We start from the raw sequence: 25,579 nt of genomic DNA on the forward strand, positions 1-25,579 counted from the left end.
CCGGCCTGCGAAATCTGCGCTTGTCGCAGCCGTCGGGGCGCACCACTCTGGCCCGTATGACCACACCGCACATGATCACCATCCTCGGCCTGGGACGCATGGGCGACGCGATCGCGACACGCCTCGCTGCCCAGGGCCGGGACGTCGTCGGCTGGACACGCTCCGGGCGCACATCGGACGCCGTCAGGACGACCGGCGATGCGCACGAGGCGGTGGCGAAGGCCGATCTCGTACTCCTGGCACTGTTCGACGGCCCGGCCTGCCGGCAGGTCCTCGACGACGTCCGTGACTCGCTGCGCCCGGACACGATCGTGCTGAACACCAGCACCATCGCCCCCGCCGAAGCGTCGCAGCTGGCCCGGCACCTGGGCCCGTCCTACGTTCACGCGCCCCTGCTCGGCTCTGTGCCCGCCGCCGCGGCCGGCGCCCTGCAGATTCTTGCCGCCGCCGAGCACGACGCCCTCGATCGAGTCCGACCGGTTCTGGAGACGCTTGGCACCGTGCGGCGTGTTGACGATGCCGCCACCGCCGCTGCGCTCAAGCTCATCGTCAACAGCAGCCTCGCCGGCGCCGTCCTCGCGCTGCGTGATGCACTGCGCCAAGCCGACGCCCTCGGCCTGCCCCGTACCAAGGTCCTTGACGTTCTCGAACTAGGCCAGCTCGGCGGGCTCGTGGCCCGCAAACGCCCCTTCCTCGCGGGCAAGTCGGCCGCTGTCACGGCCGAATTCACGATGGGCGCGTTGGCCAAGGACATGGCTCTGCTGGCCGCCGCATCGAACACTCCCCTGCGCAGCGCAGCCGACTTGGCCGACCCCGCTGCCGATCCTGAGGCCGACTTCGCCGTTGCCGCCACGGTCCCCGCCGTGGAGGACGCCGTGCTCGAACCGCTCCGTGCCTACATCCGCGGACACGCCACCGGCGACCCCACCCACTTCCACGACGCGTTCCTGCCCACCGCCCACATCGAGGGAATCCGGGACGGCGCATTCGTCTCGTGGCGCCTGGAGGAGTACTGCGCTCTCTTCCACGGCCGGTCGGCCCCGGACGAGCCGACCCGCTCCCGCCGCATCGACGCCGTCGACGTCCACGGCACCGTCGCGACCGCAACCATGACGCTCTCGCACGGCGCGGACGCCTTCACCGACATCTTCCTACTGGTCCGTGTCGACGACAGCTGGCGCATCGCCAACAAGGCTTACCATCGGCACTCCTGAGAGGGCGGGAAAGCGACCGCGGAACTCGTGCGCGGGGATCTTGGGAACGACAGCTTCCGCTCCTCCGCGTCAGGACAGGGCGCAGACGCAGAACTCGTGGCCCTCCGGGTCGGCCAGGCACGTCCACGGGACGTCGCCCTGGCCGACGTCGATGTCGGTCGCGCCGAGCGCCCGCAGCCGGGCCGCCTCCGCCGTCTTGTCGTCACCGGGGTACGGCAGCAGGTCAAGGTGGACGCGGTCCGGCACGGTCTTCACGTCGGGCGTGCGGATGAACTCGAGATACGGGCCGCCACCCTTGGCGGAGCGAAACACCGCCTGAGTGTCGGTCACCTCGTGCAGGGTCCAGTCCATCGCCTCACCCCAGAACCCGGCCATGGCCCGCGGATCCGCGCAGTCGACCACCACGGCGGCGATCGGCCCGGTGTCCCGGTAGATCTCCCGAGGCTCCAGGACGCAGAACTCGTTGCCTTCCGGGTCGGCGAGGACCGTCCACGGCACGTCGCCCTGGCCCACGTCGGCGGGCGTCGCACCGTGCGCCTGGAGGCGCGCGACCAACTCCGCCTGATGGGCCGCGGAGGTGGTGGCGAGATCGAGATGCACACGGTTCTTTGTCGTGGTCTTGGGTTCCGGGACGGGAACGATGTCGACGCAGACGGCGACCGGGTCCGGCCAGACGGGGCCGCCGGCGGGTCCGACGTAGGTGGTCACTCCGGGGCTGTACGCGGTCCAGCCGAGCGCCTCCGCCCAGAACCGGCCGAGCGCCGAGCAGTCAAGAGCCTTTATGTTCACCTGAACAGGTCGCAGTGCCATGGCGGCGATCCTATGCACCCGCTCCGCAACGACGTCCAGGTAGCAGCGCCTAGACCGACTTGGGGATCGTGACGACGCCGCGCCGGATCAGCCGGCGCAGGACGACCTGAGCGACGGACTTGCCGTGCTTCTCGCCGATCTCACTCAGCAGCGGCTGCGTGAGCAGGTTGTTCTTGCCCTCGGCGAAGCCGCCCCACGACTGCGTCTGCACTCCGTCTGGCCGGTGAAGCAGCGGAACCTGGCCTTCCACCACCCTCACCGACCGGGCGCGCGCACGCCACGGACACGCGCACGCCCGGCGGGTGTTCAGCGCCTCGCTGTCGCGCCGTCGATGACGAACGACGTCACCGACTGTGCGGGCACCTTGATGACGGCCTTCTTGTCGGTGACCGCGACGGGGTCGTGCCGTTCCAGCTTGCCGTCGGCGCTGGTCACGACCGGGGTGATCGTCGCATCCGCGCCGACCCGGCGGAACTTGGACAGGTCGACCGTGACCGTCCGGCTGTCCGTGGTGCTGTTGACGTGGACCACCGTGGCACCGGCGCCCTTCTGGGAGACGGCCGCGGCGCTCGAGGTGTCGTCGACCTTGATCAGCCGGTCGCCGGGCTTGATGAAGTGGGTGAAGTTGCGGGCCGTGTCGAACTTGGTGTTCGTCCGGACGGGGCAGGTCTCCAGGGTGTCCTCGGAGGTGCAGCTGAACGGGAGCTGGATGCTGCCCCAGTTGCCGCCCTTGGCGGATTCCCCGCCGGGCTTCATGTTGTCGTAGTCCTCGACCGGCTGCCAGAACACCCAGGCACGGGGCTCGAGTTCACGCAGGTCGTCGACCATGTGCTGGGCCAGGCCGAGGCCGGGGCGCATGTCGGTGAAGGACTGGCCGTCGCCCCAGTCGCCCTCGACCTCGCTCATCCACAGCGGCTTGTCGGCCGCCTTGGCGAGGTCACGGACCTTGGTGCGGCCGCCCGTGCCGTAGGTGTGGACGTTCATCTGCGCGACGAGATCGCGTACGTCATCCGGGTACGCGTTCCAGTTCCGCGCGAAGAGGTCCGGGTTGGTCTCGTCCATGGCCGAGATCCGCGCGCCGGTCTCCGCCTCCTTCAGGGCGGGGGCGAGGGAGCGTATGACCTTCTGCTGGAGGTCCGGTCCCATGTGGGCGCCCTCCTGACGGCCGCCGACCGGCTCGCCGTCCGGGCCAAGGTCGGTGCTCCAGTAGTCGGTGTTGGGCTCGTTGAACGGGTCGATCGTGTCGACCTTGATGCCGTGCGCCTGCTCCAGGCGCCGGGTGGCGCCCGCGAGGTAGGCGGAGAAGCCGTCGACCGACTCCGGCTTGAGCTGATCGGTGGTGGCGTCGAAGCCGCCGGAGACATAGCCGCTCTTCGTCATGAACCAGGGCGGTGAGTTGCTGAAGGTCTCCCAGTGGTCGATGTCGTTCTTGATGCGGTCGACCCACCAGCGCTGGGTGGCGTCGGCCTTCGGGTTCCAGTCCGCGGGGTCCTCGGCGTCCCACCAGTCGACGTCGTCGCGCGTGGTGCCCTCAGGGGCCTTCCACCAGCCCTCGACGGCTCCTCCGGCGCGGAGATAGTCCTTGACGTCGGGGGCGTTGCCGCCGCCGATGTTGTAGCGGGCGATGTTCAGGGCCAGGCCTTCGTCGCCGAAGAGGAGGCTCGCCAGCTTCTGGCGGATCTCTTCCGGGTAGCCGCCGGTGACGTTGGCGAACCAGACGAGGCTGGTCCCCCAGCCCTCGAACTTCTCCTGCTGGTACGAGGGATCGGGCCGGACGGTGACGGCCGAGTCCGCCGAGGTGGCCGTCGACGACGGGGCGGCCAGGAGTGTGGCGGTCGTGGCCAGGGCGGTGATCCCTGCGACTCCGAGGAGATGACGTGATGTGCGGGTCTTCCGTGGTGCCATCGTGTGCTCCCAACTCGTGTGCGGTCAGAGAGGTGGCGCGGGTCAGGTGGTGAAGGGGCGGCGCAGTACGGCGATCTCCCTTGGCGGCAGCACGAGTTCGCCCTCGGTGCCTGCGTCGCCGGTGAGGACCTCGCCGCGCAGGCCGGGCAGCGGCACCGGGGCGTCGGTGCGATTGACCAGGAAGAGGAAGCGGGCCTCGGCGCTTCGGCGTACGGCGAGTTCGACGCGGCCTCGTGCGGGCTCGGGCAGTTCGCTCTCGACGCCGGCCGCGGTGAGCAGCTCGGGCAGCAGCGAGGCAAGTCCCTCCCGACCGAGGCGAGTTGATACGTACGTAGCCGAACCGCTCCCCGTCGTACGGTGGGTGACGGCGGGGCGCCCCGCGTACGCACCGGTGCGGTAGCGTGCCAGTACGTGTACGTCCGGCTCCGTCACGGTGACCCGGTCGGTCCACACCGTGCCTGTGGTGGAGTTGTCAAGGTCGGCGCTGTCGTCGCCGAGCAGCGGGCCGAACTCCTCGACGCGGATGCCGAGCAGCTCACGCAGGGCTCCCGGGTAGCCGCCGAGCCAGATGTGGTCGTTCTCGTCGACGACTCCGGAGAAGTAGGTGGTGACCAGGTGACCGCCGCCCTCGGCGTACCGGGTGAGGTCCTTGGCGAGCGTCGCGGGGACCATGTGAAGGACGGGGGCGATCAGCACGTCGTACGAGTCGAGGCCGGTGCGGGTGGTGATGACGTCGGCACGGACGCCGACGGCGAGGAGCGCGGAGTACCAGTCGAGCGCCTCCTGCCGGTAGTCGAGCAGGGAGGTGGGGTGGGAGTCCTGCTCGCTCGCCCACCACGACTCCCAGTCGAAGAGGACGGCGACGCGGGCAGGCTCCCGTACGCTCCCCGCGACCGGGGCGAGCGCGGAAAGGGTCCGTCCGAGCTCGGCGGCCGCGCGGAACACCTCGCTGTCGGGACCGGCGTGCGGCACCATCGCCGAGTGGTACTTCTCCGCACCGGCCGCCGACTGGCGCCACTGGAAGAAGCACACGGCGTCGGCGCCGTGCGCGACGTGCAGGAGTGAGTCGCGGGCCAGGTCGCCAGGGCGCTTGGCGAGGTTGACGGGCTGCCAGTTGACGGCGCTGGTGGAGTGCTCCATGAGGAACCACGGGCGGTGGTCGGCGAGGGCGCTGGTGAGGCCGGCGGAGAAGGACAGCTCGTCGCGGTCCTGCGGTCCCGGCACGACGTAGTGGTCGTTGGAGACGAAGTCGACGGCGCCCGAGCCCGCCCAGTCGGCGTAGTCCATGCCCTTCGTGCCGCCCATGACCATGAAGTTGGTGGTGACGGGCACGTCCGGGGTGATCTCGCGCAGCACCTCACGCTCGGCGCACAGATACTCCTTGAGCGCGTGGGAGGAGAACCGCTTGAAGTCCAGCTGCTGCGTCGGATTGGGGTGGGAGGCCGCGAGCCGCGGCGGCAGGATCTGCTCCCAGTCGCTGTAGCGCTGGGACCAGAAGGCCGTGCCCCAGGCGTGGTTGAGCCCGTCGAGGCTTGCGTAGCGGCGGCGCAGCCAGGCACGGAAGGCGCGGGCGGCGTCGTCGGAGTAGTCGTGGATGTTGTGGCAGCCCAGCTCGTTGTTGACGTGCCAGGCCACCAGGGCGGGGTGGTCGCCGAACCGGGTCGCCAACTCCCGTACCAGGCGCAGCGCATGGGTGCGGAAGACCGGCGAGGTGGGCCGCCAGTGCTGCCGCGCTCCCGGCCACACCGTCTCGCCGGACGCGGTCACGGGGAGGATCTCCGGGTGCGCGGTGGTCAGCCACGGTGGCGGGGACGCGGTCGCGGTGGCCAGGTCGACGCCGATGCCGCCCGCGTGCAGCAGGTCCATGACCTCGTCGAGCCAGCCGAAGTCCCAGGTGTCGGAGGTGGGTTGGAGCCGGGCCCAGGAGAAGATCCCCACGGAGACGATGGTGACACCGGCCTCGCGCATCAGCCGGACGTCCTCCTCCCACACCTCCCGCGTCCACTGCTCGGGGTTGTAGTCGGCGCCGTAACCGAGGCGTCGGCTGCCGTCGGGGCCCTTCGCGTACGGAAAACGGGAGGTGAGAGGGGCGGTCATGCACGTCCTTTCAAAGGAACGGTCTTCCAGGGTCCGGTGGTTCGGGCGGGAGCTCCGTGGGCTACTTCTCGACGGTGAAGCCCTGCTCGCTGCCGTACTTGACGGAGGCGTCCTGCCACGACTTCAGGCCCTGCGTCAGCTTCGTGCCGGAGACATAGGACTTGCCGACGGTGTCGTTGAAGACCGAGTTGGCGTACACCTGGTAGGGCAGGTACTTCCAGTCGGCGGGGACCTTCGCGGCGGACTCGGCGAAGATCTTGTTGGCCTTCTGGCCGCCGAAGTAGGGGAACGCGGTGTCCTGGAACGCCTGGGACTTGAGGTCCTTGGTGGTGGCCGGGAAGGCGCCGTTCTTGATGCGGGTCCCCACTCCGGCACCGGAGTTGGCGTACTCGACGAAGGCGTACGCGAGTTCCTTGTTCTCGCCGAGCTCGGGCAGCGCCAGCGAGCTGCCGCCGTTCTCGGCGCTCACGTCGGCGCCCTTGGTCCACTGCGGCAGCGGTGCGGCACGCCAGTCACCTTCGGCGCCCTTCACGCCGGAGGCGAAGTTGGCGGGCATCCAGGCGCCGATGGGCAGCGTGGCGATGGTGCCGTCGCCCAGGCCCTTGTACCAGTCGTCGCTCCAGCCCATGACGGGCGCGACGAGCTTCTCGTCGATGAGCTGCTGCCAGGTGTCGGTGTACTTCTTGGCGCCCGCGTCGGTGAAGTCGATGCCGACCTTGGTGCCGTCGACCTTGTACGGGTGCGAACCGGCCTGCCACAGCAGGCTTGTGGTCAGGCCCGCGTCACCGACGTCGCTGGTGATGTACGCCTTCGGGTCGGCCTTGTGCAGCTTGCGGCCGGCCTCGACGTACTCGTCCCAGGTCGTCGGCACGGCGATCTTGTGCTTGTCGAAGACCTTCTTGTTGTAGAAGAGCGCCATCGGGCCGGAGTCCATGGGCAGGCCGTAGATGCCGTCGCCGTTCTTCACGGCGTTCCACGGGCCCGGCGAGTAGGAGTCCGCGAGCTTGTCCGCGCCGAAGGCGGACAGGTCGGTGACGGACTTCGTCAGGGCGTACTGGCTGAGCGCGTAGTACTCGATCTGCGCGACGTCCGGGACGCCCTTCTTCGCGGATATCGCGTTCTGCAGGGCCTTGTACTGGTCGTTGTTGGTGCCCGCGTTGACGAGCTTGACGTCGACCTTCGGGTACTTCTTCTCGAAGTCGGCCTCGACCTGCTTCAGCGTGGGCTCCCACGCCCACACCGTGACGGTGCCGCCCTTCTTCAGGGCGGCCTGGATGTCGCCGGAACCGATCTTCTTCTGACCGGAGTCGTCGTCGGAGCCGCCGCAGGCGCTCGCCCCGAGGACGAGGGCGCAGACGAGACCGGTGCCGCGCAGCAGGCGGCGGGTGTGCTTGGGCATGGCGATGCTTCCACTTCCTCGTGGGGTGCTCGGACTGTGCGGGGTGGTGCTCGGGTTGCTCGGGTACGGGCGTGAACTGCCGTGCGGTGGCTACTCCTTGACGCTTCCGGCGGCGAGTCCGGACTGCCAGTGCTTCTGCAGCAGCAGGAAGGCGGCGATCAGCGGCACGATCGTGAGCATCGAGCCGGTGATGACGAGGTTGAAGACGGCCTCACCGCCGGCCGTGGACGCCTGCTTGTTCCACGCGTCGAGACCGAGGGTCAGCGGATACCAGTCGGGGTCCTTCAGCATGATCAGCGGCAGGAAGTAGTTGTTCCAGGTGGCGACCGTGGTGAACAGGAGCACGGTGACGGTGCCGGGCGCGAGCAGCGGCAGGGCGACCTTGAAGAAGGTGCGCAGCTCGCTCGCGCCGTCGATCCGGGCGGCCTCCATCAGTTCGGTGGGGATCGCCTCGGTCGCGAACACCCACATCAAGTAGAGCCCGAAGGGCGAGATCAGCGACGGCACGATGACGGCCCACGGGGTGTCGGTCAGGCCCATCTCGCTGAACATCAGGAACGTCGGGACGGCGAGGGCCGTGGTGGGCACCGCGACCGCGCCGATGACGACCGCGAACACGCCCCGCTTGCCGGGGAAGTCGAACTTGGCGAGCGCGTATCCGCCGAGGACGGCGAGGAAGGTGGCGCCGCCCGCGCCCACCACCACGTACAGCAAGGTGTTGAGGAGCCAGCGGACGAAGACGCCGTCCTGGTAGGTGAGCGTCTCGGTGATGTTGTCCCACAGGGCGAAGTCCCCGTCGAACCACAGCCCGAACGAACCGGCAAGGCCCGCCTGCGTCTTGGTCGCGCTGATCAGCAGCCACACCAGCGGCAGGAGGCTGTAGAGCAGGACGACGGCGGTGAGCACGGTGAGCAGGACGCTGCGCTTGGGGCGCCCGGGTGTGTGGCGGCGCGGGGTGCGCAGGCGCGGTGCGGCGGTGCGCGGCCGCGCCGTGGGCCGGGGAGCGGTGGTGGTGCTCGGTCCCGTCATGGGGATCACGCTCCCTTGCGCATGCCGCGCAGCTGGACGGCGTAGGCGACGACCATGGTGAGCACGCCCATGACGATGGCGACCGTCGCGGAGTAGTTGTGCTGCTGTCCGGAGAAGGACAGCGAGTACGTGTAGTAGTTCGGGGTGTAGTCGGTGGTGATCGCGTTCGGCGCCAACTTCTGCAGGATGGCGGGCTCGTTGAAGAGCTGGAAGCTGCCGATGATCGAGAAGATGGTGGCGATCACGAGGGCGCCGCGGATCGCCGGGAGCTTGATCGCCGTGATGACGCGCCACTGTCCCGCGCCGTCGATCTGGGCGGCCTCGTAGAGCGAGTTCGGGACGACGCGCAGCGCCGAGTAGAAGATCAGCATGTTGTAGCCGACGAACTCCCAGGTGACGATGTTGCCGATGGACGCGAGGACCAGGTCGGTGGAGAGCGGGTCGGGCAGCGTCACGCCGAACGCGTCGTTGAAGTCGCCGACCAGGCCGAAGCGGGTGCCGTACATGAAGCCCCACATGAGCGATGCGACGACGGCCGGTACGGCGTACGGCAGGAAGACCGATATCCGGAAGAAGTCCTTGCCGTACAGGCGGCCGCTGTCGAGGGCGAGAGCCACGAGGAGCGCGATGCCCAGCATGATCGGGACCTGGACGGCGAGGAAGAGGCCCACACGGGCGACGCCGTCCCAGAACTGGCTGTCCTGCAGTGCCTGTTGGTAGTTGTCGAGGCCCACGAAGGTGGTGCCGCCGATGAGTTGGGTCCTGAAGAGGCTGAGGTAGACCGAGTACGCGAGCGGCGCCAGGAAGACCAGGGCGAAGACGAGCACGAAGGGGCCGATGAAACCCCAGCCGGTCCAGGAACGGTGCGTGCTTGAACGGCGCTTCCTGCGCGCGGGTGGCCCGCCCGTCCTTCGCCGTGCGGCGACCGGCGGTTGAAGCGTCGTCATCTCGCGTCCCTCGCTCGTACAGTGCGGAACCGGCGTGCGTGCTGCTGTGTTTGCGTAAACATCAATGCCTGCAGGGATCCACTGGTGTTATGTTTGCGTAAACAAGCGGTGCCGGAATTACTACACCGCCTACGAGACGGCGGTCAAGAGTTGTCTCGCAGGCTGCCGCCCGGTGAAGGAGACGGTGGAAGCAGTGGACAGAACCCTGAGCGGCGGCCGCCGTAAGCGCAACGCGTCCATGGCGGACGTCGCCCGCGTCGCGGGCGTCTCCTCGCAGACCGTCTCCCGTGTCTCGAACGGCTTTCCCGGCGTGAACGAGGAGACCCGCAAGCAGGTACTCGCCGCCATGAAGGAGCTCGGCTACCGGCCCAACAGCGCCGCGCGGGCGCTCAAGCGCGGCGAGTTCCGCACCATCGGCGTCATCACCTTCACGCTCTCCACCACGGGCAACGTACGCACGCTGGAGGCGATCGCGGTCTCGGCCGCGAACGAGGGCTACGCGGTCACCCTGCTGCCGGTGTCCGCGCCCACGCAGGACGAGGTGCGCGGCGCCTTCTCCCGCCTCGGCGAGCTGGCCGTCGACGCCGTGATCGTCATCATGGAAGTGCATCTGCTCGATGCCGCCCGCCTCTCGCTGCCCCCGCACGTCCAGGTCGTCGTTGCGGACTCGGATGCGGGGGACCGCTACAGCGTGGTCGACACCGACCAGGCGGGCGGGACCCGCGACGCGGTTCAGCACCTGCTCGACCTGGGTCATGACACCGTGTGGCACCTCGCGGGCCCCGTCGATTCGTACGCCGCGCAGCGCAGGGCGGACGCCTGGCGGGCGGCCCTCACCGAGGCCGGCCGCGCGGCGCCGCCGATGGTGCGGGGCGACTGGACGGCGGACTCCGGCTACCGCGCGGGCCTCGAACTCGCCGAACGGCCCGACTGCACCGCGGTGTTCGCGGCCAACGACCAGATGGCGCTCGGTCTGCTGCGCGCCCTGCACGAGCGTGGCCGCAAGGTTCCCGACGACGTCTCCGTCATCGGCTTCGACGACATCCCGGAGTCCGGCTCCTTCCTGCCGCCCCTGACCACCGTCCACCAGGACTTCGCCGAAGTGGGCCGCCGCTGCGTGGCGGGAGTCCTGCAGCAGGTGCGCCGGGGCGAGTCGGAACGCGGAACCACCCTCGTGCCCACGCGGCTCGTCGTGCGGGAGAGCACGGCGTCGCCGCGGGCCCGGTAGCCACGCGCCATGGTCCGCGGCACGCACCACGGACCTCTGCACGCCTATGGCTGTCTTACTGACGGGTCAGTACGGTGCTGCCAACCCCCCTTGCCCACAGGAGAGTTGGGAGAGCCGCATGATCTCAGCGTTACGCAGACGACCGGTGGCCGCCGGTGCCGTCCTCGCGGTGGCGGTGCTCGGGCTGCCCGGGTCCGCCGCCGCGCAGAGCACGGACGCGACCCCCTCGGCGCAGGCCGCCGGGCAGTCCCCCGGCGCCGGGAAGCAGCAGAACGACGAGCAGCGGAACGACGAGCAGCAGAACGACAAACAGCACGGGCCAGGCAAGAAGAAGCCAGGCAAGAAGAAGCCGGGAAAGAAGACCGACCCCGGCGAGATCCTCGGCTCTGAGCCGTCCTCGTTCCAGTACACACCGGGCGTCCCCACCCCCACCAAGGCCTGGAAGATCACCTACCGGTCGACATCGGCCGACGGGAAGCCCAACGCGGTCTCCGGAACGGTGATCGTTCCCGACGACGGCAGGACCACACCGCGCCCGCTGATCACGTACGCCGTCGGCACGGTCGGCCTCGGGGACAAGTGCGCGCCGTCCGCCGGATTCCCGGGCGGCACGACGGCCGAGGCGCCGCTCGTCAACGCCGCCCTTGTCCGCGGCTACGCGGTCGTCGTCACGGACTACGAGGGCCTCGGCACGCCCGGCGACCACACCTACATGGTCGCCAAGGCGCAGGCCACCGCGGTGCTCGACGCGGCGCGCGCGGCCCAGCGGCACCCGGAGGCCGCGAAGTACGGGGTCGCCAAGGAGGCGCCCGTCGGGATCATGGGCTACTCGCAGGGCGGCGGCGCCAGCGCGAAGGCCGCCGAGATGGCCGCGACGTACGCTCCCGAACTGAAGGTCAAGGGCACGGCGAGCGGCGGTGTGCCCGCCGATCTCGCCAAGGTCGCCGACTCGCTCGAGGGCGGGGACAGCGCCGGTTATCTGCTGATGTCCGCCGTCGGGCAGGACGCGGCCAACCCCGCCCTGAAGCTCGACAAGTACCTCAACGACGAGGGCCGCAAGCTCGTCGACGTGGTCCGGAACGAGTGTGTCGGTACGGTCCTTGAGGCCGGGCGTGGCAAGACGATCGAGGACGTGACGACGTCCAACCCACTGGACCAGCCGGACTGGCAGCAGGCCATCGCCGATCAGTTCATCGGGGCCGAGCGGCCGTCGGCGCCGACGTTCCTCTACCACGGGGACGCGGACGAGACGATCCCCTACGCGGTCGGGCAGAAGCTGCGGGCCGACTGGTGCGCGAAGGGGCACGCCGTGCAGTGGACGTCCTTCGCCGGGCAGTCCCATGTGGGGACGGCGATCCAGGGCAACGGCCCGGCGCTCGAGTGGCTCGGCCAACGGTTCGCCGACCAGCCCACCACCGGCAACTGCGGCACATAGGTGCCCGCAGTGATCTGACGACCGGTTACGGGACCGGCCGCACCGGCAACTTGCGCACGCTGTTGCCCACGAAGGAGGCGTGGCGCGGCAGTTGGGCTTCTGGTGCGGCGAGGTCCAGGTCCGGGAAGCGGGTGAACAACCGCTCCAGGGCGATGGTGGCCTCCATGCGGGCCAGCGGCGCGCCGACGCAGAAGTGCGGGCCGTGGCCCAGGGAGAGATGCCGGGTCGCGGAGTCGCGGGTGACGTCGAAGCGGTCGGCGTCGTGGCCGTGGGCCCGCTTGTCGCGGCCCGCGGCGGAGTAACCGGCAAGCACGGGTGTGCCCTTGGGGATGACGGTGCCGTCGAGCGTGAGGTCGCGGGTCGGATAACGGAAGGGGAAGTAGCTGACGGGGCTGTCCCAGCGCAGGGTCTCTTCCACCGCTGCCGACCAGGGCACCTCGCCGGACCGGAGCAGGGCGAGCTGATCGCGGTGTGCGCACAGGGCCCGTACGGCGTTGGTGATCAGGTTGAGGGTGGTCTCGTGCCCCGCGATGATCGTGAGCATCAGGGTGCCGAGCAGCTCGTGCGGGCCGAGCCGGTCGCCGTTCTCCGCACGGGCCGCGATCAGCGCGCTGGTGAGGTCGTCGCCGGGGTCGGCGGCGCGGGCGGCGGCGACAGCGCCGAGGACTTCCACCATCTCCCGGTTGGCCGCCATGGCCTCCTCGGGACCGATGTCGGTGGCGACGACCCGGCTCGACAAGTGATGCAGCCGGTCCTGGTGCTCGGCCTCCACACCGAGGAGTTCACAGATGACGCCCATCGGCAACGGCAGGGCGAAGTGCGTACGCAGGTCCGCGATTCCGTCGCCCGCGGCGGCGGCACGGTCGAGACGGTCGAGCAGCGCGGCGGTCAACTCCTCGACCCGCGGCCGCAGTTCCTCCACCCGACGGGCGGTGAACGCCTTGCTCATCAGGGAGCGAAGGCGTCGGTGGTCGGCGCCGTCGGCCGTGGTCATGCCCTGGATCGTCGCGAACGTCCGCAGCGGCCAGCCGTCGGCTATCTCCCCGGCCTGCAACGCGGCGAAGTGCCGGGCGTCCTTGGCGACATCGGGGTGCGCGAGGAACTCCTTGAGCGCGTCATGCCCCAGCACCGCCATGCCCGCCACCTCGCCGGGAAGGACCACCGGCGTCACGGCGCCCTGTGCGAGCAGCTGGGCGTTGTCCGCGTGCGGGCATCCGCCGGCCGGGTCGAGGCGGTGCGTGCGGCCTGCCGCGGCGTTCACCGGTGACGTGTTCAACAGGAAGTCTCCTCGGCGAAGGGGGACGGGCCGGGACGTGTGGCGATCGACATGCTCGCGGCTGCCCCCGAGAAATGACACCCCTGTGATGCCATCCAGGGACCCCTGGCGCCGTCCTGACAGGAATGGCTTGTTCACGCGATGTTCGTGGAGATCTTGAAGCCGCGAGCGCGGGCAGCGGTTAGGATCACGGCGTGATGACAGCCAGGTCACTTTCCGGTGTGTTGCGGAGTCGCTCATCAGCGGCTCCGCTGCGTCTCCTTGGCCTTGGCCTGATCCTCTTCGGTCTGCTGTACACACACGCGGCGAGCCCCGATGCGACGGTGGGCCACCTCGCGTCGGCGGACGGCGTCTCGGCGCAGGCCGTCGACGCCCCGCACTCCGTCCTGGTGCGACATGCTGCGGGCGCGAGCCAAGGGCACGACGCCACCGACCGGCCGAGCGGCGGTCACGGGGACCACGGCGGGCAGCACGCCTTCGAGGAGTGCGGCATCGGGCAGCCGCCCCAGGGGCCCGAAGTGGATGTCCCCGCTCTGTCTCCACTGGGCTTGGCGGTCGAGGACGAGGCGCCGCACATCGCGCACGTCCATCCATCTGCCGTACGGGGCTTCGTCGTTCCGATACCGCATGCGGCGGAATCCCCGGTTCTGCGTATCTAGGTCAGCGCCTCTCGGCGTCTGACCTCCCTCCTGTGCCTTTCTGTGTGCGGCGTGGGGATGGTCGACGGTTCACAGCCGCCCCCACCACCCATTTCCGCCGCACGGAGGATCTGTGCACCCCTGCTCCGTCGATCCGCGCCTCAGACACCGGATCGTCCTCTTCTGGACCGCTCTGAGCGTTCTGCTCCTTACGTTGGTGCCGTGCGCCGCCGAGCCGTCACATGAGGCAGCCCACGCGCTGAGCCGCTCCGGCCAGGTGTCGAGCTCGCCCCTGGCGCCGGAGGCGCGCGAGGACTGTTCCGTCACCGCCCCGGGCCCCAGCAGGCCCGCTCCCGCACCCGTCCGCGCCCTGCCGTACGCGCCCGCCGTCTCAACTCCCCAGACCACCGTCCGGCCACCCGCCGACGGGCTCTTCGGCGCTGAGCGCAGCCGGACGCCGAGCAGCGGTCGGACCACTCTCGCCGCCCTGTGCAGGTGGCTGATCTAGAAGCGGCCCTTGCGGTCGGCCCCGGTCGATCCGCCGCACGGCGCGCCCGACAAGCGCGCCGTGCGAGACGAGCGCCCGCACAGCTTCTACAGCGAAATGAGAGCGAACCAGATGCACTCTCTGACCACGAGTGACTTCCATCCCGCAGGCGCCGGCCTCCAAGGGCTCGTCGGCAACACCCCCGTGCTGCGGGTGTCCGAGCCGTTCACCCCGGCCGACCGGGGGTTCTGGGCCAAGCTGGAAGGCTTCAACCCCGGCGGCATCAAGGACCGACCCGGGCTCCACATGGTGGAACGCGCCCGGGCCCGCGGTGACTTGCAGCCGGGGAGCCCCGTCGTCGAGTCGACGAGCGGCACCCTCGGTCTGGGCCTCGCCCTGGCCGGAATGGCCTACGGCCACCCCGTCACCCTCGTCACCGACCCGGGCCTCGAACCCTCCATGACCCGGCTGCTCGCCGCCTACGGCGGCACCGTCGACATGGTCTCCGAACCCCACCCCACCGGCGGCTGGCAGCAGGCACGCAGGGACCGGGTGGGCGAACTCCTCGCCGAGCGGCCCGGAGCCTGGTGCCCCGATCAATACAACAACCCCGACAACGTCACCGCGTACACACCTCTGGGCCTCGAACTCGCCTCCCAGATGGGCCATATCGACGTACTCGTCTGCAGTGTCGGCACCGGCGGCCACTCGGCGGGCATCTCGCGGGTCCTGCGGCAGCTCTACCCCGAGCTGCGACTCGTGGGTGTGGACACCGTCGGCTCGACCATCTTCGGACAGCCCGCGAGGCCCCGGCTCATGCGGGGGCTCGGGTCGAGCATCTACCCGCGCAACGTCGCGTACGAGAATTTCAGCGAGGTCCACTGGGTGGCGCCCGCCGAATCCGTCTGGGCCTGCAGGCAGTTGGCGGCCTCGCACTATGCGACGGGCGGCTGGAGCGTCGGAGCCGTCGCGCTCGTGGCCGGCTGGCTGGCCCGCACGCTCCCCAGGGACACACGGATCGTCGCGATCTTCCCGGACGGACCCCAGCGCTACCTGGAGACCGTCTATGACGACCAGTTCTGCGCCGACAAGGGCCTGTCGGGGGTGGTTCCCGCGCCGGAACCGGAGGTGGTGGGGCGGCCCGACGAAAAGGAAGTGAACCGCTGGACCCGCTGCACCGACGTGGTCGATCCCCTCTCGCTCCTGGTCAAGGACCGGGGCGAAGGCGCGGAAGGCGTGGCAGGAGTGGAAGGCGGGGACCGATGAAGGGCACCATCGCGCAGGTCCGTTCCTACGACCGGAGCGTCCAGCTGCTCCTGGCCAACCAGTTCACCATCAACCTCGGCTTCTACATGCTGATGCCGTACCTGGCGCAGCACCTGTCCGGGTCCCTCGGCCTGGCCGGCTGGCTGGTCGGACTCGTCATGGGCGTACGCAACTTCAGTCAGCAGGGCATGTTCCTCATCGGCGGAACGCTCGCCGACCGGTTCGGCTACAAGCCGTTGATCGTCGCCGGATGCGTCCTGCGCACCGTCGGCTTCGCGACGCTCGGCCTGGTGGACTCCGTGCCGGCGCTGATCGCGGCATCGGCGGCCACCGGCTTCGCGGGGGCGCTCTTCAACCCCGCGGTGCGCGCGTATCTGGCGGCCGACGCGGGGGAGCGCCGCGTGGACGCCTTCGCGCTGTTCAACGTCTTCTACCAGGCGGGCATCCTGCTCGGCCCGCTGGTGGGCATGGTGCTGACCGGAGTCGACTTCCGGATCACCTGCCTCGTATCGGCGGCGATCTTCGCCCTGCTCAGCGTCGTACAGATCCGTGCGCTGCCGGCTCGCAGGGGTACCCGAGGAGGCGAAGGCGGCGTCCGGGAAGGTGTGCTGTCGCAGTGGCGCGGTGTGCTGGCCAACCGGGCGTTCCTGCTCTTCTCCCTCGCCATGATCGGCTCGTACGTTCTGTCGTTCCAGGTCTATCTGGCCTTGCCGTTGGAGGTACGACGCATCGGCGGGGACGGCGCGTTCGGCACCGTCGCCGTGGCTCTGCTCTTCGCCGCCTCCGGGTTGGCGACCATCCTCGGTCAGACCCGAGTGACCGCCTGGTGCAAGGAGCACCTGGATCCGGGACGTGCGCTTGCCTGGGGTCTTCTGATGATGGGGGCGGCGTTCCTGCCGCTGCTCGCGGCCACGGCGCTGCCCGTTCCGGACGGCGGGACCGGCCGCTGGCTCCTTGCTGCCGTTCCGCCGACGCTCGCGGCACTGATGCTGGCCCTGGGCACGATGGTCGCGTACCCCTTCGAGATGGACACCATCGTCCGGCTCTCGGGTGACCGTCTCGTCGCCACGCACTACGGCCTGTACAACACCATCTGCGGCATCGGGATCACCGCGGGCAACCTGCTGACCGGAGCGGCCCTGGACGCGGCCCGGGACGCGGGCATGTCCGCGCTGCCCTGGCTGGCGCTGCTCATGGTGGGCCTCGGCTGCTCGGCCGCGCTCTACGGCCTGCACCGGGCGGGCCGCCTGGAACCCTCCGCGCCATCGGCACAGCCGACGACGGTCTGACCGCGGTCGCACCTGACCGGGGGCGGGCGGCGATCCCGCCCGCCCCCGGTCCCAGGGGGTGAGCCGCGGGGGTGAGCCGTGTCTCACCGGCGCGGTCGCCCTTGCCTATGCAACTAGTTGCACAGCAAGATCCAGGTATGGCGATCGAGCACGCGATCCTCGTGTCCCTCCTTGAGCAGCCGGGCTCGGGTTATGAACTGGCCCGCAGGTTCGAGCGGTCCATCGGATACTTCTGGACCGCCACCCACCAGCAGATCTACCGCGTGCTCAAGCGCATGGAGAGCGACGGTTGGGTCGATGTCCGGGATGTGCCGCAGCACGGCCGTCCGGACAAGAAGGAGTACGCCGTCGCCGCCGAAGGCCGTGCCGCACTCTCCGCGTGGCTGCACGAGCCGATCGAACCCGAGAGCGTCCGGCACGATCTCGCCGTGAAGATCCGGGGCGCGGCCTTCGACGACCCGGCCGCGCTGATCCGCGAGGTGGAGCGGTACCAGCAGGTGCACGCCGAGCGCCTCGCCCACTATCTGGCGGGCGAGGAGCGTGACTTCACGGGTCCGGGTGCGCCTGCCCTCACGGGTCCGGGGGCGCCCGCCGCCGGTCGGCCCGACGCCGGCCGTGAGCTCCAGCACGTCGTGCTGCGCGGCGGCATCGCGTACGAGCGGATGACGCTCGCCTGGCTCGACGACGTGCTCGCCACCCTCCGCCGACTCGCCACCACCCCTCCCACCCCCCGAGCCGAAAGGCGTGACGCATGACCGACGCGCTCCTGTTCAACCCGCGCACCTACGACCCGGCGCACTTCGACCCCGAGACCCGCCGGCTCCTGCGCGCCACCGTCGACTGGTTCGAGGAGCGCGGCAAGCGGCAGCTGATCGAGGACTACCGGACCCGGGCCTGGCTCGGCGACTTCCTCGCCTTCTCCGCCAAGGAAGGGCTGTTCGAGACCTTCCTGACGCCGTCGTCGGCCGCCGGGGACGACGAGCGCGACAAGCGCTGGGACACCGCCCGCATCGCCGCCCTCAACGAGATCCTCGGCTTCTACGGCCTCGACTACTGGTACGCCTGGCAGGTCACCATCCTCGGCCTCGGTCCGGTCTGGCAGAGCGACAACGCCGCCGCGCGCGCCCGCGCCGCTGAACTCCTCGCACAGGGCGAGGTGTTCGCCTTCGGCCTGTCCGAGAAGTCCCACGGCGCCGACATCTACTCCACCGACATGCTCCTGGAGCCCGACGGCCAGGGCGGCTTCCGGGCCACCGGTTCCAAGTACTACATCGGCAACGGCAACGCCGCCGGGCTCGTCTCCGTCTTCGGCCGCCGCACCGACGTCGAGGGCCCGGACGGCTACGTCTTCTTCGCCGCCGACAGCCGCCACGAGGCGTACCACCTCGTCAAGAACGTCGTCGACTCGTCGAAGTACGTCAGCGAGTTCCGCCTGGAGGACTACCCGGTCGCCGAGCGGGACGTCCTGCACACCGGCCGCGCCGCCTTCGACGCCGCCCTCAACACCGTCAACGTCGGCAAGTTCAACCTCTGCACCGCCTCCATCGGCATCTGCGAGCACGCGATGTACGAGGCCGTCACCCACGCGCAGAACCGCATCCTCTACGGCCGCCCCGTCACCGCCTTCCCGCACGTGCGGCGCGAGTTGACCGACGCGTACGTCCGGCTCGTCGGCATGAAGCTGTTCAGCGACCGGGCCGTCGACTACTTCCGCTCGGCAGGACCCGACGACCGCCGCTACCTCCTCTTCAACCCGATGACGAAGATGAAGGTGACCACGGAGGGCGAGAAGGTCATCGACCTGATGTGGGACGTCATCGCAGCCAAGGGCTTCGAGAAGGACAACTACTTCGCCCAGGCGGCCGTCGAGATCCGCGGCCTGCCCAAGCTGGAGGGCACGGTCCACGTCAACCTCGCCCTGATCCTCAAGTTCATGGGCAACCACCTGCTGAACCCGGCCGAGTACGCTCCGGTGCCCACCCGCCTGGACGCGGCCGACGACGACTTCCTCTTCCGGCAGGGACCGGCCCGCGGCCTGGGCTCCATCCGCTTCCACGACTGGCGCACGGCCTACGACGCGTACGCCCACCTGCCCAACGTCGGCCGCCTGCGCGAACAGGCCGACGCCCTGTGCGAGTTCGTCACCACCGCGGCCCCCGACGAGGAGCAGAGCCGCGACCTCGACCTGCTGCTCGCCGTCGGCCAGCTCTTCGCGCTCGTCGTGCACGGCCAGCTGGTCCTGGAGCAGGCGCGTCTGACGGAGCTCGACGAGGACGTCCTCGACGAGCTGTTCGCCGTTCTCGTACGGGACTTCTCCGCGCACGCCGTCGAGCTGCACGGCAAGGACTCCGCCACCGAGCGGCAGCAGCGCTGGGCCCTTGACGCCGTCCGGCGCCCGGTCGTCGACCAGGCGCGTGCGGGCCGGGTCTGGCAGCGCGTCGAGGCGCTGTCGGGAGCGTACGAGATGGCGGAGTAACCGCACCCGCTCCGCTCCCTGCCCTCAGCCTCTGCATGGCTGAGGGTAGGGCTGGCCACAGGACGGACTCGGGGGCTGGTCGGAGCGAGACGGAGCAGCCGCGCGGCCTAGCGTGCGGTGCATGCGGATGAACACCTGTATGCGGGCGGCTGTTTCCGGTGCGGCGATGCTGCTGACCGTCGGGGCGGGGGCGATACCCGCCGTGGCCGCCGACAAGGCGGCGGGGCCACCGGGCCTCGGGCGCTACCACCGTCAGAGCGTCGACTGGCACGACTGCACGCTCGGCCCCGACGACACCACCGGAAAGAAGCTCGACGCCGCGGGCGCCCAGTGCGCCGACCTGACCGTGCCACTCGACTACGGCGACCCCGGCGGCCGGACCGTCACCGTCGCCGTCTCCCGTCTCCGCGCCACCGACCGCGCCCACCGCGTCGGCCCGCTGCTGCTCAACAACGGCGGCCCCGGCGGCCCGAGCCTCGACATGCCGGTCACTGTCGGCGCAACCATGGGGAAGGTGGCCGGGAAGTACGACCTCATCGGCATGGACCCGCGGTTCGTCGGCCGTTCCACGCCGCTGGACTGCGCCTTGGCCATCGGCTCGATGGTCTTCTCGGCCGGCGCCGACCGGGCCGGATACCAGCGCTCCGTCGCACGCCAGCGTGACCTGGCCGAGCGGTGCCGGCGGACGAACGGCGACGTGCTGCCGCATGTCAGCACCCGCAACACCGCCCGCGACATGGACGTCGTCAGGGCCGCGCTCGGCGCGAAGCGGATCTCCTACCTCGGCTACTCGTACGGCAGTTACCTCGGCGAGGTCTACACCGAACTGTTCCCCGGCCGCACCGACCGTATGGTCCTCGACGGTGTCATCGACCCCGCCCGCTACAGCCAGACGCTGCTCGCGGACGCCACCGGAGCCAACGAGCGGGCCCTGCGCGCCTGGGCGGCCTGGACCGCGGCCCGCGACGACACCTACGGGCTCGGCGCCACGACCGGCGCCGTCCTTGCCACAGTGCGCCACATCCACGAGGCTGCGGCCGACAAGCCCTTGCAGGTCGGGGAGTTCCGGGTGGACGAGCACTCCCTGCCCGTCGTCTACTTCGGCGGCCTCGGCGGCGACCGCGACGAGAACCGCGGCGTTCTGGCCGCCATGACCAGGACGCTGGAGCGGGCCGCCGACCGTGAACACGTCGAGCCGGGGCCGGAGTTGAGCGAAGTACTGACCTACCTGACGACCCGGGCAGGCTCGCACCAGGGCAGTGTGCAGGCCGCCATCCTGTGCGGGGACGTCGCGACCCGCCGCGGGACCGACAGCTACTGGCGCGACATCCAGGCCGCCCGCGCCAAGGCTCCCTTCGCCGCCCCACTGACGTACAACATCTCCGCCTGCGAATTCTGGGACGCTCCGGCCGAGAAGCCGACCGTCGTCGACAACGACGTACCGGCGCTCCTTGTCAACGCCACCGGCGACACACGGACCACCTACTCCGGGGCCCGGAGCATGCGCGACCAGTGGTCGAAGTCCCGCCTCATCACTCTCCCCGGGGCGAACCAGCACGGCGTCTACGGCGACTACGGCAACGCCTGCACGGACCGGCGGGTCAACGCCTACCTGGCCACCGGGAGGCTGCCCGCACGCGACGTGACCTGCCGCGCCTAGGGGGTGTGCCCGGAGTTGGACCGCACCCGAGCCCGCCTGCTGGGACCGGCAGGCGGTGGCCCTTCGGGAAGGGTGCGGTCCAAGGTCCCGTCCCCGGGGTGCTGTTCGGGTTCCCCGTCACGGGCGGGCCATGCCTCTCCCTCTTCCGGAGTCACGCCATAATGTGCGGATGACAGTCGTCGTCGTGGGTGCCGGACCCGCGGGCCTCACCGTTGCCAACATCCTGCGTGCCGCCTCCGTGGACTGCGTGGTCCTGGAGACGGAGAGCAGGGAATTCATCGAACAGCGGCATACCTGGAGTGCCCGCCCGGCGACGAGCCGGTGAACTGGCGGGACAGGCGGAGCTGTCCGCCCGGCTGCCTGCCGCGGGTGTGGCAGTACCAGGAGTTCTCGCAGTGGTTCGCGGCTCGCCGAGCTCTACATCGGCAGGGAAGCCGGCAACTGAGCCGGTGAAGGCGGGAGTTGAGCCTTGGGGTCGCCTACGGCCCGTACCAGACCGTCGTCATGTTGCAGAACTCGCGGATGCCGTGCCCCGACAGCTCACGCCCGTAGCCCGAGCGCTTCACGCCGCCGAAGGGCAGGCCGGGGTGGGATGCGGTCATGCCGTTGAAGAAGACGCCGCCCGCCTGGATGTCCCGTGCGCAGCGCGCCATCTCGTCGTCGTCACGGGTCCACACGTTGGAACTGAGCCCGAACGGCGTCGCGTTGGCGAGCGTCACGGCCTCGTCCAGGTTCGCCACGCGGTAGAGCGTGGCCACCGGGCCGAACGCCTCCTCGAGGTGGATGCGCATCTGCGGGGTGACATCGGCGAGGACGGTGGGGGAGTAGTACCAGCCCCGCTCCTGTTCCTTGGGGCGCTGCCCGCCGCACAGTGCGGTGGCGCCGTGGCTCAGCGCGTCGTCGACGAGCTCCTCCAGATCGGCACGGCCCTGCTCGGAGGAGAGCGGGCCGACGTCGGTGTCCTCGCTCATCGGGTCGCCGACCGTCAACTCCCGCATCCCGGCGACGAATCGGTCGCGGAACGCGTCATAGACGTCGGCGTGCACGATGAAGCGCTTCGCGGCGATGCAGGACTGGCCGTTGTTCTGCACGCGGGCCGTCACCGCGACGTTGGCGGCGCGGTCGATGTCGGCGCTCGGCAGCACGAGGTAGGGATCGCTGCCGCCCAGCTCCAGGACGGTCTTCTTGATCTCGTCGCCCGAGACGGACGCCACCGACTGGCCCGCAGGTTCGCTGCCGGTCAGGGTCGCCGCGGCCACCCGCTTGTCACGCAGGATGCCCTCCACGGCACCCGAGCCGACGAGCAGCGTCTGGAAACAGCCGTGGGGGAATCCGGCACGCAGGAAGAGATCCTCCAGGTACAGGGCCGTCTGGGGCACGTTCGACGCGTGCTTGAGCAGGCCGACGTTGCCGGCCATCAGGGCGGGGGCGGCGAAGCGGACGACCTGCCAGAGCGGGAAGTTCCACGGCATCACGGCGAGCACGGGGCCGATCGGCCGGTAGCGGACGACCGCCCGGGCCGCGCCGGAATCCTCCACGTCGGCCGGCGCGGGGTGCTCGTCGGCGAGCAGCTCCTCGGCGTGCTGGGCGTACCAGCGCATGGCCTTGACGCACTTGGCGGCCTCGGCCCTCGCGGCCTTGACGGGCTTGCCCATCTCCGTCGTCATCGTGCGGGCGACGAAGGGGACGTCCTCCTCAAGGAGGTCCGCGGCCCGGTTCAGGAGCCGGGCGCGCTCGGCGAAGTCGGTGAGGCGATGGTGGGCGTACGCGGCGGCGGCCGCCGCCAGGCGGCGCTCGATCTCCGCGGGCGCGAGCGGCTGGAAGGTCTCGAGCGTCTCGCCGGTGGCGGGATTGACCGTGGCGATGGGCATGCCGTTCCTCCTCGGGGCGCCTGATGCGGCGTCCGGACGATGCGTCCCCCGGGATTTCCAGCGTAGGGGGACGGAGCCGAGGGGGCACGTGCACGAGCCGTGGTCGTTTAGGGCAAGGGGTCACCTAGGGCAACGGTTCACCGCGGGCGGCGACCCACAGGTCGTACCACTCCTCGTGGGTGAGGTCGGGCTCGCGGTGTGCTGCATCCCGGCAGGCGAGGATGCGCTCGGGCCTGCTGGTGCCGATGACGGGCGCGATACGGGCCGGATGACGCTGGAGCCACCACAGGAGGATCGTCTCCGGCGTCGTCTGCTTGCGCTCGGCCAAGCCGGTGACGAGCCGCCCGGCCGGTGAGTCCTGGCCTCCGCTGTAGCGGCCCTGGGCGAGGGATCCCCAGGCCTGCAGCTGGAGATCGTTGGCGGTGCAGTACTCGATCGTCCCGTGCGGGAAGCCGTTGCCGGTCGCGGCCGGCGTATTGAGGAGGACGCCCGACTCGACCCAGTCGCGGCTGCCCAGGCTCATCTCCAGCTGATTGGCGACCAGCGGAACGTCGAGATGCGCCTGCAGATGGGCGATCTGCGCCGCGCTCATGTTGGACACGCCGAAGTGGCGCACCAGGCCCTGCCCGTGCAGCGAGGCGAGCGCCTTCGCGATCTCTTCCGGTCCCGTCAGCGGGTCGGGCCGGTGCAGAAGGAGTACGTCGATGACATCGGTGCGCAGCCGGGTGAGGCTCTCCTCGACGCGCCGGACGATGCTCGCTTCCCGCAGGTCGTACAGGCCGGGGCGGTCGCCGTCGGAGAGCCGGATGCCGCACTTGGTCTGCAGCAGGATGCGCCCGCGCAGCTCGGGCGCCCTGGCGAGGACCTCGCCGAAGACCGCTTCGGACTTGCCGTGCCGGTAGATGTCGGCGTGGTCGAACGCCGTGATGCCGACGGCGAGCGCGGCCTCCACCGATGCCTCGGCGTGCGCGATGTCGGCGGCGGTGTACGGCGTGGTGTCCCAGGTGCCGCCGAGTCCCATGCATCCGTACAGCAGACGGTTGGTGCGTACGTCGGACTGCGCTGTCATGCCACTCCCTAGATGGTGAATCCGGTCATCGTCGCGCGGGTGCCGCCGTCCTGGGAACCGCGGCACCCGCGCGACGCACGGCGTCAGCCGGACTTGGCCCCGGTGTGCAGGGCCAGGGCGCTGCGCGCGGGCAGCTTCGTCTCGATCTTGCCGTCGTCGCCGACGGTGACCGTGTGGCCGTCGCAGCTGTCCGGCGAGGCCTTGGCGACATTGCAGTACGTGCCGCCGGGCAGGGACGTCGCGAAGGTCTGGGCGAGCTCGCCGTCGCCGTTGTTGATGGCGACGAATCCCTTGGCGCCGCGGCCGAAGGCCAGCGCGCTGCCGCCGTTGTCCCACCAGTCGGTCAGCTCGGCCGAGCCCACCTCGTTGCGGAACCCGACGAGGCCGGTGATCGCCTTGTCGGCGTGCTTGTTCGTCCAGCCGTCGGCGCCGCTCGGCGGGCCCGCGTCCTTGTCGGACCACTCGTAGCCGGAGTACACGTTGGGCGAGCCGTAGGGGGAGGCGAGCATGAACACGTTGGCCAGCGTGTAGCTCGCGCCGTCCTTGTAGGTGAGCGTCGAGCCGTTGCGTTCGGTGTCCCAGTTGTCGACGAACGTACGGGCAGAGCCGCTGCCCAGCTTGCCGTCCGCGACGGACTTCAGCTGCGCGATGGAGCCGCCCTGGAAGGCGCTCTTGAGATGCCCGCCGTAGCGGAACTCGTCGACGTCACCGATGCCTGTGTACTCGTCGGGCTGGACCGCCTCGCCCCCGCCATGGATGACCTCCGACACCCAGTAACCGGGGTCGCTCATCTTGCCCTTGATGGCGGCGATGTCGTCGGCCGCCATGTGCTTGGCGGCGTCGATGCGGAAGCCGTCCACGCCCAACGACCGCAGATCGCCGAGGTAGTCGGCGATCGTGGTGCGGACCGCGTCGCTGCCGGTGTCGAGGTCGGCGAGGCCCACCAGTTCGCAGTTCTGGACGTTGTCGCGGTTGGTGTAGTCGTTGATGTTCGAGCGGCAGGTGTGGAAGTCCGCGTCCTGGAAGTATCCGGGGTAGCCGTACTTCGTGTACGCGGTGCCGCCGGTGCCCGTCCCGGAGCCGGCCGCCATGTGGTTGATGACGGCGTCCGCGATGACCTTCACACCCGCCTTGTGGCAGGCCTCGACCATGCCGGCGAACGCGTCGCGGTCACCGAGCCGACCCGCGATCTTGTAGCTGACGGGCTGGTACGAGGTCCACCACTGGCCGCCCTGGATGTGCTCGGTGGCGGGTGACACCTCGACATAGCCGTAACCGGCAGGGCCGAGCTGATCGGTGCAGGCCGTGCCCACGTCCTTGAACGGGCGCTCGAACATCGTGGCCGTGACGGTCTTCTTGCCGGGGGGTGTCGCCTGTGACTGCCAGGGCGCGAACGTGGCGAGGCCGGCCGCGGCGAGTATTCCGGCCGACACCCCGCCCAGCAGGCGGAATCGGTGGTGCATGGATGCGGCTCCTTCGAGGA

General features: G+C 70.0%; 19 protein-coding genes and 3 pseudogenes. 10 read left to right on the top strand and 12 right to left on the bottom strand.

The features are described 5' to 3' along the window. Positions 1 to 56 precede the first annotated feature (56 nt). Complete coding sequence (locus tag AB0O76_RS37410) at positions 57 to 1,214, top strand: nuclear transport factor 2 family protein (protein WP_365501042.1); 1,158 nt, start codon at positions 57 to 59, stop codon at positions 1,212 to 1,214. Between the two features lie 69 nt (positions 1,215 to 1,283). Here AB0O76_RS37410 and AB0O76_RS37415 read toward each other — a convergent pair whose 3' ends face one another. The 7 genes and pseudogenes from AB0O76_RS37415 to AB0O76_RS37445 all read right to left on the bottom strand — a co-directional run bounded on the left by AB0O76_RS37415 (position 1,284) and on the right by AB0O76_RS37445 (position 9,401). Continuing rightward, positions 1,284 to 2,024, bottom strand: coding sequence for a VOC family protein (locus AB0O76_RS37415; protein ID WP_365501044.1), 741 nt, complete (start codon positions 2,022 to 2,024; stop codon positions 1,284 to 1,286). A gap of 52 nt (positions 2,025 to 2,076) precedes the next feature. Further along, positions 2,077 to 2,238, bottom strand: a pseudogene (locus AB0O76_RS37420) (aldo/keto reductase); the annotation flags it as partial. 104 nt (positions 2,239 to 2,342) lie between these two features. Next, positions 2,343 to 3,929 (bottom strand): annotated as a pseudogene (locus tag AB0O76_RS37425) (glycoside hydrolase); the annotation flags it as partial. A 42-nt stretch (positions 3,930 to 3,971) separates the two neighbouring features. Beyond that, on the bottom strand, positions 3,972 to 6,026 hold the full coding sequence (locus tag AB0O76_RS37430) for a beta-galactosidase (protein ID WP_365501046.1): 2,055 nt from the start codon (positions 6,024 to 6,026) through the stop codon (positions 3,972 to 3,974). A gap of 61 nt (positions 6,027 to 6,087) precedes the next feature. Beyond that, positions 6,088 to 7,425 (bottom strand): extracellular solute-binding protein, encoded by a 1,338-nt coding sequence (locus AB0O76_RS37435; RefSeq protein WP_365501048.1) that lies wholly within the window; start codon positions 7,423 to 7,425, stop codon positions 6,088 to 6,090. A gap of 90 nt (positions 7,426 to 7,515) precedes the next feature. Then, on the bottom strand, positions 7,516 to 8,454 hold the full coding sequence (locus AB0O76_RS37440; RefSeq protein WP_365501050.1) for a carbohydrate ABC transporter permease: 939 nt from the start codon (positions 8,452 to 8,454) through the stop codon (positions 7,516 to 7,518). A gap of 5 nt (positions 8,455 to 8,459) precedes the next feature. Next, on the bottom strand, positions 8,460 to 9,401 hold the full coding sequence (locus AB0O76_RS37445) for a sugar ABC transporter permease (protein ID WP_365501052.1): 942 nt from the start codon (positions 9,399 to 9,401) through the stop codon (positions 8,460 to 8,462). 238 nt (positions 9,402 to 9,639) lie between these two features. Between AB0O76_RS37445 and AB0O76_RS37450 the strand changes: the two genes are divergently transcribed. Next, positions 9,640 to 10,629 (top strand): LacI family DNA-binding transcriptional regulator, encoded by a 990-nt coding sequence (locus tag AB0O76_RS37450; RefSeq protein WP_365501155.1) that lies wholly within the window; start codon positions 9,640 to 9,642, stop codon positions 10,627 to 10,629. A 118-nt stretch (positions 10,630 to 10,747) separates the two neighbouring features. Further along, a complete protein-coding gene (locus tag AB0O76_RS37455; RefSeq protein WP_365501053.1) occupies positions 10,748 to 12,064 on the top strand; it encodes a lipase family protein in 1,317 nt (438 codons plus the stop codon). A gap of 25 nt (positions 12,065 to 12,089) precedes the next feature. Here AB0O76_RS37455 and AB0O76_RS37460 read toward each other — a convergent pair whose 3' ends face one another. Both AB0O76_RS37460 and AB0O76_RS37465 read right to left on the bottom strand, forming a co-directional pair. Continuing rightward, positions 12,090 to 13,340, bottom strand: a complete 1,251-nt coding sequence (locus tag AB0O76_RS37460) for a cytochrome P450 (protein ID WP_365501055.1) — start codon at positions 13,338 to 13,340, stop codon at positions 12,090 to 12,092. Between the two features lie 239 nt (positions 13,341 to 13,579). Then, positions 13,580 to 13,969 carry a hypothetical protein gene (locus tag AB0O76_RS37465; RefSeq protein WP_365501057.1) on the bottom strand — a complete coding sequence of 130 codons (390 nt, stop codon included), beginning with the start codon at positions 13,967 to 13,969 and terminating at the stop codon, positions 13,580 to 13,582. Between the two features lie 142 nt (positions 13,970 to 14,111). Between AB0O76_RS37465 and AB0O76_RS37470 the strand changes: the two genes are divergently transcribed. The 7 genes and pseudogenes from AB0O76_RS37470 to AB0O76_RS37500 form a co-directional block, all read left to right on the top strand. Further along, positions 14,112 to 14,486 carry a hypothetical protein gene (locus tag AB0O76_RS37470; protein ID WP_365501059.1) on the top strand — a complete coding sequence of 125 codons (375 nt, stop codon included), beginning with the start codon at positions 14,112 to 14,114 and terminating at the stop codon, positions 14,484 to 14,486. A 111-nt stretch (positions 14,487 to 14,597) separates the two neighbouring features. Beyond that, a complete protein-coding gene (locus tag AB0O76_RS37475; protein ID WP_365501061.1) occupies positions 14,598 to 15,731 on the top strand; it encodes a PLP-dependent cysteine synthase family protein in 1,134 nt (377 codons plus the stop codon). After that, positions 15,728 to 17,020, top strand: a complete 1,293-nt coding sequence (locus tag AB0O76_RS37480) for an MFS transporter (protein ID WP_365501063.1) — start codon at positions 15,728 to 15,730, stop codon at positions 17,018 to 17,020. The genes AB0O76_RS37475 and AB0O76_RS37480 overlap by 4 nt, the downstream gene beginning before the upstream one ends. 137 nt (positions 17,021 to 17,157) lie before the next feature. Continuing rightward, on the top strand, positions 17,158 to 17,775 hold the full coding sequence (locus tag AB0O76_RS37485) for a PadR family transcriptional regulator (protein ID WP_365501065.1): 618 nt from the start codon (positions 17,158 to 17,160) through the stop codon (positions 17,773 to 17,775). Next, positions 17,772 to 19,496: an acyl-CoA dehydrogenase family protein gene (locus AB0O76_RS37490; RefSeq protein ID WP_365501067.1), complete on the top strand. Its 1,725-nt coding sequence runs from the start codon at positions 17,772 to 17,774 to the stop codon at positions 19,494 to 19,496. Before AB0O76_RS37485 ends, AB0O76_RS37490 begins: the two co-directional genes overlap by 4 nt. Before the next feature lie 121 nt (positions 19,497 to 19,617). Beyond that, positions 19,618 to 21,156 (top strand): alpha/beta fold hydrolase, encoded by a 1,539-nt coding sequence (locus tag AB0O76_RS37495; protein ID WP_365501069.1) that lies wholly within the window; start codon positions 19,618 to 19,620, stop codon positions 21,154 to 21,156. 130 nt (positions 21,157 to 21,286) lie between these two features. Further along, positions 21,287 to 21,445 (top strand): annotated as a pseudogene (locus AB0O76_RS37500) (FAD-dependent monooxygenase); the annotation flags it as partial. Between the two features lie 190 nt (positions 21,446 to 21,635). Here the strand turns inward: AB0O76_RS37500 and AB0O76_RS37505 are convergent. The 3 genes from AB0O76_RS37505 to AB0O76_RS37515 form a co-directional block, all read right to left on the bottom strand. Further along, the gene (locus AB0O76_RS37505) at positions 21,636 to 23,027 is read right to left on the bottom strand and encodes an NADP-dependent succinic semialdehyde dehydrogenase (RefSeq protein ID WP_365501071.1); all 1,392 of its coding nucleotides are present in this window, start codon (positions 23,025 to 23,027) and stop codon (positions 21,636 to 21,638) included. A gap of 124 nt (positions 23,028 to 23,151) precedes the next feature. Beyond that, on the bottom strand, positions 23,152 to 24,096 hold the full coding sequence (locus AB0O76_RS37510; RefSeq protein WP_365501073.1) for an aldo/keto reductase: 945 nt from the start codon (positions 24,094 to 24,096) through the stop codon (positions 23,152 to 23,154). A gap of 83 nt (positions 24,097 to 24,179) precedes the next feature. Further along, positions 24,180 to 25,559, bottom strand: coding sequence for an alpha-amylase family protein (locus tag AB0O76_RS37515; RefSeq protein ID WP_365501075.1), 1,380 nt, complete (start codon positions 25,557 to 25,559; stop codon positions 24,180 to 24,182). Between the last annotated feature and the right edge of the window lie 20 nt (positions 25,560 to 25,579).

This window comes from Streptomyces sp. NPDC086554, assembly GCF_040686095.1.
Taxonomy (GTDB): domain Bacteria; phylum Actinomycetota; class Actinomycetes; order Streptomycetales; family Streptomycetaceae; genus Streptomyces.